The sequence below is a fragment of the Tahibacter soli genome, from assembly GCF_025717065.2.
In the GTDB taxonomy this organism is placed as follows: Bacteria; Pseudomonadota; Gammaproteobacteria; order Xanthomonadales; family Rhodanobacteraceae; genus Tahibacter; species Tahibacter soli.
The window spans coordinates 580,178-595,457 of record NZ_JAOVZO020000018.1; the positions used below are offsets into that span (position 1 = coordinate 580,178).

Genomic DNA, 15,280 nt, shown 5'->3' on the forward strand with positions numbered 1-15,280 from the left:
CCTCAGTTACTTGTCTTGGCTCAGGGCGCCGGCGCGGCGACCTGTGTGGAATCGGCCAGCTTCTTCGTCGCGACGTCGTTCTCGTAGAACGTGTACGCGAGCGTCAAGGTGCTGACGTCTTTGGGCAGCTTCGGATCGACGACGAACCGCACCGTCATGCGGCGCGTCTCCCCGGCCTTGAGCAACTGCTCGGTGAAGCAGAAGCACTCGGTCTTGTTGAAATACAGCGACGCCGAATTCGGCGCCACGCTCGGCACCGCATTGCCGACGATGTCGCGGTCGGACGTGTTCGTCGCGTTGAAGAACGTCTCGGTCAGCTTGCCCGGATGCACCTTGATCTGCGTCAGCTCGGAGGCGAACGTCCACGGCAGCTTCGAGTTCGTGTTGGCGACGAACTGCACGGTGATCAGGCGCGACTCGTCAACCTGCATCGCATCGACGCTGCTGCTCGCCACCGCTTCGTTGTCGAGCTTGATGCCGAGCACGTGCTCGCACGCGATGTTGTAGATCGGCACGAGCGCGAAGCCGAACAGGAAGAAACCCGCGGCGATTTTCCACCCGCGCCGGCTCCAGCCTCGCGCTTCGATCGTTTCGGGCTGGTCGTGCGCGCTCATGCCAGCACCACCGCGCGGATGAAGAAGCCGATGTAGATCGCCGCGATCACGCCCACGGCGATCCACACCGTGCGGCGGATGGCCGGGCGGCGGTCTTTCGGATCGAAGCGGGCGGGTTCGGTGCTCATCGTCGTTTCGTCGCGCCGCCCGTGGTGCGGGCGGCGCGCGCATTCCTCAGTGCGTCACGTCGCCGTGCGCGAGCATCGAGGCGCGGATGACCGGCGGCTCGGTGAACGTGTGGTGCGGGGCCGGCGACGGAACGGTCCATTCCAGACCGTGCGCGCCTTCCCACACCTGCGTCGTGGCCGGCGCGCCGTGCTTCTTGGAGTGCCACAGCACCGCGAACATGATGATCGGCGAGGCGAGCATGCCGAACGCGCCGATCGAGCTTACGAGGTTCCAGTCCGCGAACGCGACGTTGTAGTCGGGAATGCGGCGCGGCATGCCGGCGAGGCCGAGGAAGTGCTGCGGGAAGAACAGCACGTTGACGAAGAACGTGCTCCACCAGAAGTGGAACTTGCCCCACTTCTCGCTGTACATCTTGCCGGTCCACTTCGGCCACCAGAAGTACACCGCGGCGATGATCGAGAACAGCGCGCCGGTCACGAGCACGTAGTGGAAGTGCGCGACGACGAAGTAGGTGTCGTGGTACTGGAAGTCGGCCGGCACCATCGCGAGCATCAGGCCCGAGAAGCCGCCGATCGTGAACAGGATGACGAACGCGATCGCCCACAGCATCGGGGTCTCGAACGTCATCGAGCCCTTCCACATCGTCGACACCCAGTTGAACACCTTCACGCCGGTCGGCACCGCGATCATCATCGTCGCGTACATGAAGAACAGCTCGCCGCCGAGCGGCATGCCGACCGTGAACATGTGGTGCGCCCACACGATGAACGACAGGAACGCGATCGACGCCGTGGCGTAGACCATCGCCTGGTAACCGAACAGCGGCTTGCGGCTGAAGGTCGGGATGATTTCCGACACGATGCCGAACGCCGGCAGGATCATGATGTAGACCTCGGGGTGACCGAAGAACCAGAAGATGTGCTGGAACATCACCGGGTCGCCGCCGCCGGCCGCGTTGAAGAAGCTCGTGCCGAAGAACTTGTCGGTCAGCAGCATCGTGACCGCGCCGGCGAGCACCGGCATCACCGCGATCAGCAGGAACGCGGTGATGAGCCACGTCCACACGAACAGCGGCATGCGCAACAGATCCATGCCCGGCGCGCGCATGTTGAGGATCGTCGCGATGATGTTGATCGCGCCCATGATCGAGCTGATGCCCATCATGTGGATCGCGAAGATCGCGAACGCGACCGACGAGCCGCCCTGCAGCGACAGCGGCGGATACAGCGTCCAGCCGCCGGCCGGCGCGCCGCCCGGCAGGAACAGCGTGAGCAGCAGCACCGTGAACGCGAACGGCATGATCCAGAACGACCAGTTGTTCATGCGCGGCAGCGCCATGTCCGGCGCGCCGATCATCAGCGGCACCATCCAGTTGGCGAGACCCACGAACGCCGGCATGACGCCGCCGAAGATCATGACCAGCGCGTGCACGGTGGTCATCTGGTTGAAGAAGTAGGGCTGCACGAACTGCAGGCCCGGCTGGGCCAGCTCGGCGCGGATCACGCCGGACATGGCGCCGCCGATGCAGAACATGATGAACGCGAACACCAGGTACAGCGTACCGATGTCCTTGTGGTTGGTCGTGAAGACCCAGCGATCCCAGAAGCCCTGCGGCTTGTGATCGTGGTCGTCGTGGTGAGCGTCGGCGGCGTGCGTGGCCATGGGCTTCAACCTCTGATCAAACTGTTAGCCCTGCGGCGCGGCGACGGGCGCCTGCGCTGCAGCGGGTGCGTTCTGGGCGGCGTTGGCGGCCTGCTGGCCGGCGAGCCACTGCTCGAATTCCGCCTTGGGCTTGGCTTCCACGACGATCGGCATGAAGCCGTGATCCTGGCCGCACAACTCGGCGCACTGGCCGCGGTACGTGCCCGGCTGCTCGATCAGCGTCCAGGCGTCGTTGATGATTCCGGGGATCGCGTCGACCTTCCAGCCGAGCGCCGGCACCCACCAGGCGTGGATCACGTCGTCGGCGGTGATGACGAAGCGCACCTTCGCGTTGGTCGGCAGCACCAGCGGCTTGTCGACGTTGAGCAGGTACGTCTGCTCCTCGCCCACCTTGACCGCGTGCGGGTCGAGGCCGGACTTGAGCTGGCGCGTGCGGTCGCTGTCGCCGTCGAGCTTGGACATGAAGTTGATGCCGGTGGCCTTGCCCTGGTAGTCGACGTATTCGTAACGCCACTTCCACTGGTAGCCGGTGACCTTGATCGTCAGCTCCGGATTCGACGTGTCGGCCGTGTGCACGAGGATTTTCGTCGCCGGCCAGGCGCATACGATCAGGATGACGATGGGGATGATCGTCCAGATCAGCTCGGCCACCGTGTTGTGGCTGAACTGCGCGGCGACGGCGCCCTTGGACTTTCTGAACTTGAACATCGCGTAGGCCATCGCGCCGAACACGATGATGCCGATGACGACGCAGATCCACAGCATCAGCATGTGGATGTGATACGCGTTGCGGGCCGTCTCGGTGACGCCCGGATGCATATTGAGCTGCCAGCGGTCCGGCAGGGTGCCGGCCGCCATCGCCATGCCCGCCGACAGCGTCAGCGAGGCCGCCGCGACGGCACGCCCCATCTTGTGCAGAGACTTCCGCGTATTTCGCAGAGACTTCATTGCCATCACCATTAAAGCCATCCCATTCCGTCCTGGTCGCCGCCGCATCCGCGAGCCCGGCCGGCGCCTTGAGGCCGCCCGTTCCGCACCCGTCGTCCGCCGCGCCGCTTTCGCAACCTTCAGCCGCCGGATCGACCGCCCGGCCCCGGCTGGTTCGGGCCCAGGCGCCGCAGCGGCGGAACCTTCGGCGCGCGCCGGCCTGGACGGCGGCACGCAGCGCTCGGGTTTCGCGGATACGGTGACCGGCACCGCCGCACGATCGAATCGGAAAAGCTCCGAACGCGACCGGCAGGCGGGCGTAGAACCGCGAAATGATAGTGGGTCGCTTGCGCACGGGCAAGGAATGACGCGCAAAGAGCGAAGGCCGGGGCCGATCGTCGCACCCGGCGGCGCGCCCGCGCAGCGTCTGCGGCAATACGCCGCAGACGCGGCAAAGCGGCCCGCTCATGCGCTTGGCCCTGTCGCGACGGGACAACTACAATACAAGGCCCTGCGTCGCCGAACGGGCCTGTGCGGCGCGCCCTACCGAGAATTTTCGTGACCGACATCCTGAGCCCCGAACTGCCTGCGCCGCCGGACGCCGCGCGGGCACGCATGACCCTCGCCTATTGCCGCGACGAAACCGAAGCCGTCAACGAACTCGTCGCGCAGGCGGCGCTGCCGCCGGCCGAGCGCGACCTCGTGCTCGCGCGCGCGAGCGAGATCGTCGCACGCGTGCGCGCCAAGGCCGACCAGAAGTCGGCGGTCGAATCGTTCATGCGCGAATACGACCTGTCGTCCGAGGAAGGCGTTTTGCTGATGTGCGTCGCCGAGGCGCTGCTGCGCATTCCCGACAAGGAAACGGCCGACAAGCTCATCTCGGACAAGCTCGGCGACGCCAACTGGGAATCGCACCTCGGCAAGAGCGACTCTGTGCTCGTCAACGCCGGCACCTGGGGCCTCATGCTGACCGGCAAGCTCGTCACGCTCGCCGACGAGACGCAGCGCAACTTCATGGGCGCGTTGAAGCGCCTCGTCGGCCGCGCCGGCGAGCCGGTGATCCGCCTCGCGGTGCGCCAGGCCATGCGCATCATGGGCCACCAGTTCGTCATGGGCCGCACGATCAAGGAAGCCCTCGACCGTGCCGAGGAAAAGGAAAACCGCGTCTACCGCTATTCGTACGACATGCTCGGCGAAGGCGCGCTGACGACGCCGGACGGCGAGCGCTATCACCGCGCGTACATCGACGCGATCAAGTCGCTCGGCGCGCGCGGGCCGTTCGCGAACGTGCTCGACGCGCCGTCGATCTCGATCAAGCTCTCGGCGCTGCATCCGCGCTACGAAGTGGCCAAGCGGGCGCGCGTCGACGCGGAATTGAAACCCAAGCTGCTGGAGCTGGCGCAGCTCGCCAAGGCGCAGGGCATCTGCCTCACCGTCGACGCCGAAGAATCCGAACGCCTGGAAATCTCGCTCGACATCATCGCGGCCGTGCACGCCGATCCGTCCCTCGCCGGCTGGCAGGGTTTCGGCCTCGCCGTGCAGGCGTACCAGAAGCGCGCGCCGTTCGTGATCGACTGGCTGGCCGAACAGGCGAAAAAGAACGGCCAGCGCTGGTGCGTGCGCCTGGTCAAGGGCGCGTACTGGGATTCCGAGGTCAAGCGCGCGCAGGAAGGCGGCCATCAGGGCTACCCCGTCTACACGCGCAAGCCCAACACCGACGTGTCGTACCTCGCCTGCGCGCGCCGCCTGTTCGACTACGGCGATCTGTTCTATCCCGCGTTCGCGACGCACAACGCGCATACGATCGCGGCGATCCACCACATGGCCAAGGGCCGCCCGTTCGAGTTCCAGCGCCTGCACGGCATGGGCGCCGACCTCTACGCCGAAGTGATCGGCGAGCGCAACATGAACGTGCCGTGCCGCGTCTACGCGCCGGTCGGCTCGCACGAGGATTTGCTGCCCTATCTCGTACGCCGACTTCTGGAAAACGGCGCCAATACCAGTTTCGTCAATCGCATCGTCGATGAAAACCTGTCGATCCGCGACCTCGTCGCCGATCCGGTCGACGTCGTACGCCACTTCACCACGAAGCCGCATCCGCGCATTCCGCAGCCGGCCGGCCTGTTCGGGGAACAACGGAAGAATTCCATGGGCGCCAACCTCGGCAACGACAACGAACTCAAGGCGCTCGCCGACGCGATCGCCGCCTCCGCACAGGCCTGGACCGCCGTACCGCTCGTGCCGGGCGGCAAGAGCGGCGCCGCGACGATCAATGTGACCGACCCGGCCGATCGCCGTCGCATCGTCGGCACGTGGCAGCCGGCCGACGCCGCGCTCGTCGACAAGGCGCTCGCCAACGCCGTGGCCGCGCAGCCCGAATGGGATCGCCTGCCGGCGGCCGGCCGCGCGAAGATCCTCGAGCACACCGCCGACCTCCTCGAAGCCAATCGCGGCGAACTGATCGCGCTATGCGTGCGCGAAGCCGGCAAGACGATTCCCGACGCGATCGCCGAAGTGCGCGAAGCGGTCGACTTCTGCCGCTACTACGCGGCGCAGGCGCGCAAGATGCTCGGGCATCCCGAAGCGCTGCCCGGCCCGACCGGCGAATCGAACCAGCTGTTCCTCAACGGCCGCGGCGTGTTCGCGGCGATCAGTCCGTGGAACTTCCCGCTCGCGATCTTCATGGGCCAGGTGGTCGCCGCGCTCGTCACCGGCAACGCCGTGATCGCAAAGCCCGCCGAACAGACCAATCTCATCGCCTACCGCGCGACGCAGTTCCTGCACGAAGCCGGCGTGCCGGCGGGCGTGCTGCAGTTCCTGCCCGGCGACGGCGCGACCGTCGGCGCGGCGCTGTGCAAGGACTCGCGCATCGCCGGCGTCGTCTTCACCGGTTCGACCGAGACCGCTCGCGCGATCAATCGCGCGCTCGCCGCACGCGACGCGGCCATCGCGGTTCTGATCGCCGAAACCGGCGGCCAGAACGCGCTGATCGCCGATTCGTCGTCGCTGCCCGAGCAGGTGGTCAAGGACGCCGTCAGCTCGGCGTTCTACTCGGCCGGCCAGCGCTGTTCGTGCGCGCGCATCCTCTTCGTGCAGGAAGACATCGCCGACAAGGTGATCGCGATGCTCGCCGGCGCGATGGACGAGTTGACGGTCGGCGAACCGCGCCTGCTGTCGACCGACATCGGCCCGGTAATCGACGAGGACGCGAAGAAGATTCTCGACGACCACGCCGCGCGCATGGACCGCGAAGCCCGGTCGATCAAGGTCGCCAAGCTCGACGCGAGCGCCTCCCACGGCACGTTCTTCGCGCCGCGCGCCTACGAGATCTCGTCGCTGGCGCAGCTGCCGCGCGAGGTGTTCGGCCCGGTGCTGCACGTGCTGCGCTGGAAGGCGAGCAATCTCGACAAGGTGATCGCCGACATCAACGCGACCGGCTACGGCCTGACGCTCGGCGTGCACAGCCGCATCGACACGACGATCGAACAGATTGCCAAGGGCGTGAAGGTCGGCAACTGCTACGTCAATCGCAACCAGATCGGCGCGGTCGTCGGCGTGCAGCCGTTCGGCGGCGAAGGCCTGTCCGGCACCGGCCCGAAAGCCGGCGGTCCGCATTACCTTGCCCGCTTCGTCACCGAGCGCACGCTGACGATCAACACGACGGCGGCCGGCGGCAACGCCTCGCTGCTGACGCTCGGCGAGTAAGACATCATCCGCGCGCCGGCCTTCGTGCTGGCGCGCTCGCGCATCAAGAAGACTGTAGGACGCCCGACGCGACCGGCGCCGGACTATTCCGACGCCAGCAAGGCGAGCAGCGCCCGCTTGCGCTTCTGCGACATCAGCCGGATCAGATTGAAAAGTTCGACCTCGACCGCATCGCCGGCCGACCCGCTTCTCTCGCCGGCACCGGTCGGCCGCGGATGTCCGCGCCCCGTCGCGAGCCAGTCGAGCGAAACGTCGAGTCGCCGCGCCACCTCCCGCAGCTTCGACAACGCCGGCAGTCGCCCCTTGAGCCACAGACGTGCGGTTTCGCGACTGACGTAGAACAACGTCGCGAGCTTGCCGTTGCGCGAACGGCCGCGCGGAATGCCTGCCAGCGTCAACGCCTGGTCGAGCCGATCCGCAAAATCCTGGCCTGTTTGCCTCGTCGTTGCCATCCGGCGCACCGAACTCGCAGGTATTGGCGCGAAACACGTTGTCGTAACAAGTGTTTCAGCGGGGCAAGGATTGTTACATCGCGAATCGGCGCGTCAGTCAAATTTCGATTGGCGTAAATGCCAACATATTCTTGCGATCCAACATTCACGTCCGCACGTGAGTTCTTCGGCCGACGCCGGTCGTTTCGTCGTACCGGCGCCCGCGCAAGTACGGGCCGGCGATCGGCGCGAGCGGCCGACACCCAATAAAACATACATATACGTATTTTTTCCTAATTCAACAAAGATGATTCTTTCCTGCCGATCCATTCGCCTCCTCACGCGATCGCCCGCAAGACACGACCCGATCGGCGCCGAACACAGGCACCGCGAAGCGGCGCGCAACCATGGCCCGACCGGAGAAAGGCAGGCAACACAAGCTCGCAAGCCCTTTCACGCCACCTCCGAAACGAATCGACCACGACGCCGACCGCTCGCGATCGGCATCGAACGCCATGTTTCACGCGGCACTCACGCAAAGTGAACTTTGTTGCCGACGCGCCCGGGCGGCTCGATCGTCGCCGAGCGGCGCAACACACGCCTTGGTATTGACGAGAAACTTTTAAGTTTGCATGTGTCGCATCGGCGACAAAAGCGTCACACTACGATTTACACATTCAGTCAACCGACGGTTGTCACAAACCACAATCTTCTGTTGTAGGATTCGCGCAGACTTCGAACGCGCGGTGCAGCAGCCGTTCGCTCAAACCATGCCGCGACCAGAAGGTCGCCGGCGACGCGGGGTCGCGCCGCGCAGGCACCGGGCGCCGCGGCGGACCGCCCGAATGCGCAGGGAGATCGCATGAAACTAGCGGCTTACACCGTTGCCGACGAAGCCGTAGCGGGAAGTCCGCGCGGCGCGCAGCTCGAACGCCTGATCGCGCAAGCGCGCAGCGCCGGCGACACGATCGTGCAGGTGCTCGCCGACGACGGCGAAGCGGCGCGCCTGCCGTTGGCGCTGCGCCGCGGCGGCGGTTCGCTGCTGCACCAGCTGCAGAACAAGCACGTCGACGGCGGCGTGGTATTGCGCCTTGACGTCGCGTTTCCGGCCGCCGGCGAACGGCTCGCACGGCTGCCGGCCCTGCTGTATCACCAGGGCCTCGCGCTGCAGGGCGTCGAGCCGACGCTGTACGCGAGCGCGCCACCGACGATCGACGACCCCGCCACGCTGCGCTGGGCGTTGCGCGAATGGGGCGGTCGCGCGCCCTACGGCTGCCAGTTCGTCGACGGCCGGCTGTACCGCGAGCCGTGGACATGGCCGACGCGCGACCGCATCGCCGCGCTGCGGCTCGACATCGGCCTGTCGTTCGGCCAGATACGCCTGTGCCTCGAGCGCTTCGGCCTGCGCGCGCCGGACGGCGGTCGCGACTGGTCGACCCTGTTCCTGCGCGAGCTGGTCGAAACCCACGAGCGCATCGCGCGCGTCGCGCTGCGCGATCCCGTCGCCAACGACCCGCCGCCGCTGTCGGCGGCACGAGAAGAGCCGGCCGACTACGGCGACGACGACGATCCGCCCGAACGGCGCGCCGCGCGCGTCGCGTTCGTCGGCCGCTGGATCAGCGACGTCGCCGCCACGTATGCGCCGGCGGCACCGCTGGCCGTGTTCGTGCACGGCGCTTGACCGCCGCGCGCCGCAACGATTAACGTATTAGCAAATTCGTTAATCGTTGAATCATGTCGCTCGATCGCATCTTCGAAGCGCTGGCCTCGCGGCCGCGCCGGCAGATACTCGCGTACCTCGCCGAGCTCGAACTGACGACGAGCGATCTCGCCGCGCGCTTCGCGATGAGCGCGCCGGCCGTGTCGCGCCATCTTTCCGTACTGGAGCAGGCCGGCCTCGTCGGCAGCGAGCGCCGCGGCCAGTTCGTCTACTACCGGTTGAATCGCGACAGCCTCGTCAACTCGTTGACCGGGTTCGCGTTCGAGCTGTGCCCGGTCGGCGGGCCGCTCAAGCGCGAATCGCGCGCGATCGCCAGGAAGAAATCCAAAGCCACGTAGGTATCGCCGTCATGCTGCCCGCCAGTCTTGCCGCTCATCGTGTGCGTTGTGCGACTGAGGAAAGTGTGTGCAACGGGAAGGTGCGCTGGTCGCCCGTGAAATCCTTCTGGTTTCTCGGCATGGCCGCCGGCGCGGTCGTGGGGGAGTGGCGACGTTCACCTGGGGCGCGTTCGCGCTGTTCGTCACGTCGACCGCGATCGTGCTGCTGTTCGGCCACTCGCTCGGCAGCCATCGCAAGCTGATCCACGGCAGCTTCCAGTGTCCGAAGTGGCTCGAACGCACGCTCGTCTACGGCGGCACGATGGTCGGGCTGGCAGGCCCCATCGGCCTCGTGCGGCAGCACGACCTGCGCGACTTCGCGCAGCGCCTGCCGCGCTGCCACGACTATCTGCGCAACGGCCGGGGCTGGTTCGTCGACGCGTGGTGGCAGCTCAACTGCGACCTCGTGCTCGACGCCGAACCGGCCGTCGCGATCGAGCCGCGCATCGCGAACGATCGCTTCTACCGTTTTCTCGAACGCACGTGGATGGCGCAGCAGTTGCCGTGGGCGCTCGCCTTCCATGCGTGGGGCGGCTGGGCCTTCGTGTTCTGGGGCGTCTGCGCGCGTGTGACGGCCGGCGTGTTCGGGCATTGGCTGATCGGCTACTTCGCGCACAACCACGGGCCGATGCGGCGCGTCGTCACGGGTGCGGCAGTGCAGGGCCGCAACGTGCGCTTCACGTCGTTGATCACGATGGGCGAATGCTGGCACAACAATCACCACGCGTATCCCGGTTCGGCTCGGCTCGGCCTCGCCGCCGGCGAATGGGATCCGGGCTGGTGGTGTCTCGTGGCGCTTGAGCGCGCGGGACTCGTGTGGGACCTGCGCCTGCCGGCCGACCTGCCACCGCGCGCCGAACTCGTCGAGCTGCCGCAGCGACCGCGGCGCGCCGGCCTCGTCGACGCGTGGCGCCTGTGCTTTCGCGCATGGTCGCGCGATGCGGCGTCGCGACCGGCGCTGCTGGTGCGCTGGCCGGCGAAGCTGTTGTCGCGTCACGCGCTCGCGACGCTGTTCGGCCCGCAGGTGCGGCTGCGGCGCGATCCGGATCTGCATCGGCTGATGCTGTGCGCGGGCAAGCTGCGGCTCGCCGGAATGTCGGCGATCGCGATCGGCGCCGCACAACGCCGGCCGTGGCTCGCGCTGCCGATTTCGCTCGCGATGCCGCTCCTGATGCTGCATTGCCGGCGGATGCCGTTGGCGACCGCCTGACCGGCTCGACGATCGATGCGCCGTCGCAACGCGGCGCGCGCGTCGATCGACCGCTCGTCAGCCGCCCATCTTCGACTTCAAGCTCGTCCGCTCGACCTTCCACGCGCCGCCCTCTTTGACCATGGTCGCGGTGCCGCTCGTCGCCGAACCGTCCTGGTCCTGGCCTTCGAGATCGAGTTCGGCGCGGTCGCCGAGGTCGCGACCGCCGGTCACCTTGAGCGACTTCGGCGCGAACGCCTGCATCATGCCCAGCATCGCCTTGAAGTCGGGCTTGTTCTGGTCCTGCCGCAATTTGCCCGCCTGCTCGGCGTTCAGCGTCGCGAGCAGGCCCGGGATGTCGCCCTTGCGCATCGCGGCGAGATTCGCCTGAAACACCTTGCCCGCGTCGCCGCCGCCGGCCGGCAGCGGCTTGCCGGTGCGCGCGGCCGTCGCCGCCTTCGCGTCGGCCGCGGTCGCGTACGCGATGTCGAAGCGCACGTCGCAGCCAAGATCGCCGTCGCCCGCCGGTGGGTAGCGAAACGTACCGGCGACGCCGCGATCGTCGCTGCGCGCGAGCTTGAGTTCGCCGAACGCGGTACCGGAGCGCGACGTGCTCGTGCCGGGCGGCAGGAACGCGTTCACCGACGTCACGTCGTTGCCGTCGATCGTCAGCGCGACCTGGCCGCCGTCCTTGTCCCACACCTGTTCGCGGATCGCGTCCTCGATTTCCTTCGCGCCGGCGAGCTTGCCCCGGTCGAGCGCGACGGAACTCAAGACGACGTGCACCATCATGCGTCCGTCGGCATATTCGTCCGGCGCGCGATACGCATAGCCGTCGGTCAGGTTCAGCACCTGATCGCCACGGCGACATTCGCCGCCGTTGTCCGCAGCCAGCGCCGGCATCGCGGCGGCGAGCGCCGGCAGCAGCCACCGTATCGTTCGATTCATGGCACCCTCCTCGCGCATGCCGGCCCGCCGCCGACGCTTGAATCAACGTGCCGATGCGGCGGATGCGAACGCGCGCGCCGCAACCGGTCTTAACGCGGCTATCGGTTAAGCTACGCGGCCACGCCAGCGCGGTCGCAGGAAACCCCGTCGCATGCACCTGGAGCACTACGGCCTCAAGGAATCGCCGTTCTCGATCACGCCCGATCCGCGCTACGTTTTCCTGAGCGAGCGCCACCGGGACGCGCTCGCGCACCTGCTGTACGGCATCGGCAAGGGCGGCTCGGGCGGCTTCGTACAGCTCACCGGCGAGGTCGGCACCGGCAAGACGACGCTGTGCCGGCTGCTGCTCGAACAATTGCCCGAGAACACGCGCGTCGCGCTCGTGCTCAATCCGAGGCTCACGCCGGTCGAACTCGTCGAAACGGTGTGCGAGGAGCTCAAGCTCGACATCGACGGCCGCCGCGGCAGCATCAAGGGCCTCGTCGATACGCTCAACACGTTCCTGCTCGACGCGTACGCGCAAGGCCTGCGCGTCGTGCTGATCGTCGACGAGGCGCAGCAGCTGTCGGTCGACGCGCTGGAACAAGTACGTTTGTTGACAAATCTCGAAACGCCGACGCAGAAGCTGCTGCAGATCATCCTGCTCGGCCAGCCCGAGCTGCGCACGCTGCTCGAACGGCAGGACCTGCGTCAGCTCGCGCAGCGCATCACCGCGCGCTATCACCTGACGCCGCTCGACGCCGACGAGTGCGAGGCGTACGTGCGTCATCGCATGGCCGTCGCCGGCAGCCGCAAGCTGCCGTTCACGCGGCTCGGACTGCGCGCGCTGTACCAGCGTTCCGGCGGCGTGCCGCGCCTGATCAACATCATCGCCGACCGCGCGCTGATGGCCGGCTTCGCGCGCGAAACCGAGGCGATCGGCGAACGCCTCGTCGATCTCGCCGCCGACGAAACATTGCCGGGCCATACGCGCTACTACCTGCGCCGCTACGGGCGCTGGGCCGCACTCGCGCTGATCGTCGCGGCGGGCGCCTTCGCGACGTGGTGGATGACGCGACCGAAGCCCGCGCCGCCGCCCGAACCGCCCCCTGCGCCGGTCGCCGAACCCGCGCCCGACCGCGCCGCGACGCTCGCCGACGCGCTCGGCGCTATCGACGGCGCCGATCTCATGGCCTGGACGCAACTTCTCGCGCGCTGGCAGGTCAGCTCCAACGAAGCGAGCGTGGCCGACGCGGCGCGCTGCCAGCCTCAGGTGTTTCCGGGATTCGACTGCCTGCGCGGCCATGCGACGCTCGACCAGCTCGCACGGTTCGACCGGCCGCTGATCCTGGAGCTCGAATCGGGCGGGCGCAAAGGTCTCGGGCTGTTGCGAGGCATCGGCGCCGACAAGGTTCAGCTAGACTTCGCCGGCGTCTCGCACACGCTGACGCGCGACGAGCTGGCGAGGATCTGGCAGGGCGGTTTCGCGGTCGCGTGGCGTCTGCCCGACGACGTGCCGGCGCGGCTCAAGCTCGGCGACTCGGGTACCGGCGTCGGCTGGGTCAAGCGGCAGCTCGCGCGGCACGACGGCCATGCCGACGCGGGTTTCGGCCCCGCGACGTACGATGCGGCGTTGGAGGAGCGCGTGCGCAAGCTGCAGACCGCCTACGGATTGAACGCCGACGGCATCGTCGGCCCCGAAACGCTGTTCGCGCTCGCGGCGCTGGCGCCCGAGGGACCGCACCTCGCCCGCAATGTGGAATAAACGGACAACTGTACCCATGTCGTTGATACACGAAGCCCTGAAGAAGGCGGAAGCGCAGCGTCGGCTCGGCGAGCTGCCGACGTTCGGCTCGCCGGTCGCCGGTACGCGCAAGCGATCGTCGCTGCTGCCGGTGCTCGGCGGCCTGATCGCCTTGGCGCTGGGCGCCGGCTGGTGGCTGTCGAGCCGCCAGAGCGCGGGCGACGCGCCCGCTCCGACCGCCACCGCCGACGCGAACGTCAAAATCCCGCCCGCCGGCGCGAATCCGGCATCGGCCGCCAAGGCGAAATCGGCCGACGCGCCGGTCAGCACGGCCGCCGATCGTCGACCGGTCGGCAACCCGAACGCATCGCCGGCGAATATTCCGGGCGGACCGGGCCCGATCAACCAGGCGCCGGCGTCGACGCAGCCGCCGACGGTCAAGGAAGTCGCCGAACGCGAATCCGAACCGCATCCGGCCGGCACGAATCCGCTCGCACCGGGCGAAGCCGCACCGGTCGCGCTGGGCGCGCCGCCCGCCGAAACCGTGCCGAACGATCCGGCCGGCGTCGCCGCGAAAGCGGCCGTGAAGCAAAAACAGAACGCCGTCGCCGCAGCGCCGCCGCAAACCCCGCCGCAGACCCCGCCGGCACCGGCAACGACGGCGAAAGCCGCCGCGGCGCCGGCGACGCTGAACAACGCAACCACGAAACCGGCCGCACCGCCGTCCGCGCCTCCGCCGGCCGCCGCTCAGGCGCCGGCTCCCGCGCCGCCTGCCGCTCAGGCGCCAGCCGCGGCACCGCCTGCCGCACCGGCACCGGCCGCCGGTGCGCCCGTGGCTGCCGCGCCGCCGGCGCCGCCGCTCGAACAACTGCCGCTGTACTGGCAACTGCCGCTGAACATCCGCAAGGATCTGCCGGCGCTGAAACTGTCGATGCACGTCTACAGCCCGACGCCGGAGCAGCGCTTCGTCGTCCTCAACGGCAATCGCCAGAAAGAGGGCGACGATCTCGGCGCCGACGTGCGGCTGACCGAAATCCGCGTCGACGGTGCGGTGCTGGAGTTCCACGGTCAGCGCTTCCTGGTGCCGCGCGGCGGCACCTGACGCCGCCGGCGACGAGATTCCACCGGCATCGCCCGTCCGGCGGCGCCCGCCACGAGGAAACACGGTGGTATTCGTACAGGTCGAAACGCGCCGCCGGCCCAAGCCGCCCTGGGCGACGATCGTCATCGTCGTCGCGAGCGTCGTGGCGTTCTTCTGGCTCGTCGCCGCGCCGCTCGATCAGCGCATGGCGCTGCTCGCACGCTGGGGCACGGTGCCGGCGAAGCTCTTCGACTTTTCCGCGTCGCTGACGCACCAGTTGCTCGAACTGCGCGCGCTGCGCCTCTTCACCGCGCTGTTCGTGCACGCCGACTGGCTGCACCTGACCGGCAACCTGCTGTTTCTGATGATCTTCGGCCTGCCGGCCGAACGCGCGCTCGGTTCGCGCCGGTTTCTGGCGCTGTATCTCATCGGCGGCGCGCTGGCCAATCTCGTCGGCGCGCTGACGTTGTCTAGCGTCAACGCGCCGATCGTCGGATCGAGCGGCGCGGTGTCGACCGTCGTCGGCGCGTATCTCGCGCTGTTTCCGCGCTCGCGCCTCGGGCTCGTCGTACCGCTCGGCCTGTTCCTGGAGTTCGTGAAGGTGCCGGCGCCGCTGCTGATCGGCTTCTGGGTGCTGCTGCAGCTGCTGTTCACGTACGTCGGCCCGGGCTTCGGCGCCGTCGTGTGGTGGACGCATATCGCCGGCTTTCTGCTCGGCGTGGCCTTCGCGCTGGTGTCCAAGCCGTCGATCGCGCGACGGCTGCGAAACTGAAA

The 15,280-nt window shown here is 67.9% G+C and carries 13 protein-coding genes; 7 read left to right on the forward strand and 6 right to left on the reverse strand.

Annotated elements, in window-relative coordinates:
• Positions 1 to 20: 20 nt before the first annotated feature.
• The 4 genes from OD750_RS16030 to coxB are packed head-to-tail and all read right to left on the reverse strand — an operon-like array spanning position 21 to position 3,353.
• The gene (locus OD750_RS16030) at positions 21 to 614 is read right to left on the reverse strand and encodes a cytochrome c oxidase assembly protein (protein WP_263541697.1); all 594 of its coding nucleotides are present in this window, start codon (positions 612 to 614) and stop codon (positions 21 to 23) included.
• Entirely contained in the window at positions 611 to 742 is a 132-nt protein-coding gene (locus OD750_RS16035) for a hypothetical protein (RefSeq protein WP_263541698.1), read from the reverse strand. The genes OD750_RS16030 and OD750_RS16035 overlap by 4 nt, the downstream gene beginning before the upstream one ends.
• Positions 743 to 788: 46 nt before the next feature.
• A complete protein-coding gene (gene ctaD, locus OD750_RS16040; protein WP_263541699.1) occupies positions 789 to 2,405 on the reverse strand; it encodes a cytochrome c oxidase subunit I in 1,617 nt (538 codons plus the stop codon).
• A gap of 24 nt (positions 2,406 to 2,429) precedes the next feature.
• Positions 2,430 to 3,353 (reverse strand): cytochrome c oxidase subunit II, encoded by a 924-nt coding sequence (coxB, locus tag OD750_RS16045; protein ID WP_425508236.1) that lies wholly within the window; start codon positions 3,351 to 3,353, stop codon positions 2,430 to 2,432.
• A gap of 546 nt (positions 3,354 to 3,899) precedes the next feature.
• Between coxB and putA the strand changes: the two genes are divergently transcribed.
• The gene (putA, locus tag OD750_RS16050) at positions 3,900 to 7,037 is read left to right on the forward strand and encodes a bifunctional proline dehydrogenase/L-glutamate gamma-semialdehyde dehydrogenase PutA (RefSeq protein ID WP_263542109.1); all 3,138 of its coding nucleotides are present in this window, start codon (positions 3,900 to 3,902) and stop codon (positions 7,035 to 7,037) included.
• Positions 7,038 to 7,120: 83 nt separating this feature from the next.
• Here the strand turns inward: putA and OD750_RS16055 are convergent, their stop codons facing one another.
• Positions 7,121 to 7,489 (reverse strand): helix-turn-helix domain-containing protein, encoded by a 369-nt coding sequence (locus OD750_RS16055; RefSeq protein WP_263541700.1) that lies wholly within the window; start codon positions 7,487 to 7,489, stop codon positions 7,121 to 7,123.
• A gap of 841 nt (positions 7,490 to 8,330) precedes the next feature.
• On the opposite strand from OD750_RS16055, the gene OD750_RS16060 reads away from it, so the two are divergent.
• The 3 genes from OD750_RS16060 (at position 8,331) to OD750_RS16070 (ending at position 10,775) form a co-directional block, all read left to right on the forward strand.
• Complete coding sequence (locus OD750_RS16060) at positions 8,331 to 9,149, forward strand: serine integrase family protein (RefSeq protein ID WP_263541701.1); 819 nt, start codon at positions 8,331 to 8,333, stop codon at positions 9,147 to 9,149.
• 53 nt (positions 9,150 to 9,202) lie between these two features.
• On the forward strand, positions 9,203 to 9,526 hold the full coding sequence (locus OD750_RS16065) for a metalloregulator ArsR/SmtB family transcription factor (RefSeq protein WP_263541702.1): 324 nt from the start codon (positions 9,203 to 9,205) through the stop codon (positions 9,524 to 9,526).
• A gap of 145 nt (positions 9,527 to 9,671) precedes the next feature.
• Positions 9,672 to 10,775 carry an acyl-CoA desaturase gene (locus OD750_RS16070; RefSeq protein ID WP_263541703.1) on the forward strand — a complete coding sequence of 368 codons (1,104 nt, stop codon included), beginning with the start codon at positions 9,672 to 9,674 and terminating at the stop codon, positions 10,773 to 10,775.
• 57 nt (positions 10,776 to 10,832) lie between these two features.
• Here the strand turns inward: OD750_RS16070 and OD750_RS16075 are convergent, their stop codons facing one another.
• The gene (locus tag OD750_RS16075) at positions 10,833 to 11,702 is read right to left on the reverse strand and encodes a hypothetical protein (RefSeq protein ID WP_263541704.1); all 870 of its coding nucleotides are present in this window, start codon (positions 11,700 to 11,702) and stop codon (positions 10,833 to 10,835) included.
• 151 nt (positions 11,703 to 11,853) lie between these two features.
• On the opposite strand from OD750_RS16075, the gene OD750_RS16080 reads away from it, so the two are divergent.
• The 3 genes from OD750_RS16080 (at position 11,854) to OD750_RS16090 (ending at position 15,278) form a co-directional block, all read left to right on the forward strand.
• Complete coding sequence (locus OD750_RS16080) at positions 11,854 to 13,446, forward strand: ExeA family protein (RefSeq protein WP_263541705.1); 1,593 nt, start codon at positions 11,854 to 11,856, stop codon at positions 13,444 to 13,446.
• Positions 13,447 to 13,462: 16 nt separating this feature from the next.
• Positions 13,463 to 14,527: a general secretion pathway protein GspB gene (locus tag OD750_RS16085; protein WP_263541706.1), complete on the forward strand. Its 1,065-nt coding sequence runs from the start codon at positions 13,463 to 13,465 to the stop codon at positions 14,525 to 14,527.
• Positions 14,528 to 14,591: 64 nt separating this feature from the next.
• A complete protein-coding gene (locus OD750_RS16090; RefSeq protein ID WP_263541707.1) occupies positions 14,592 to 15,278 on the forward strand; it encodes a rhomboid family intramembrane serine protease in 687 nt (228 codons plus the stop codon).
• The last annotated feature ends 2 nt before the right edge of the window (positions 15,279 to 15,280 follow it).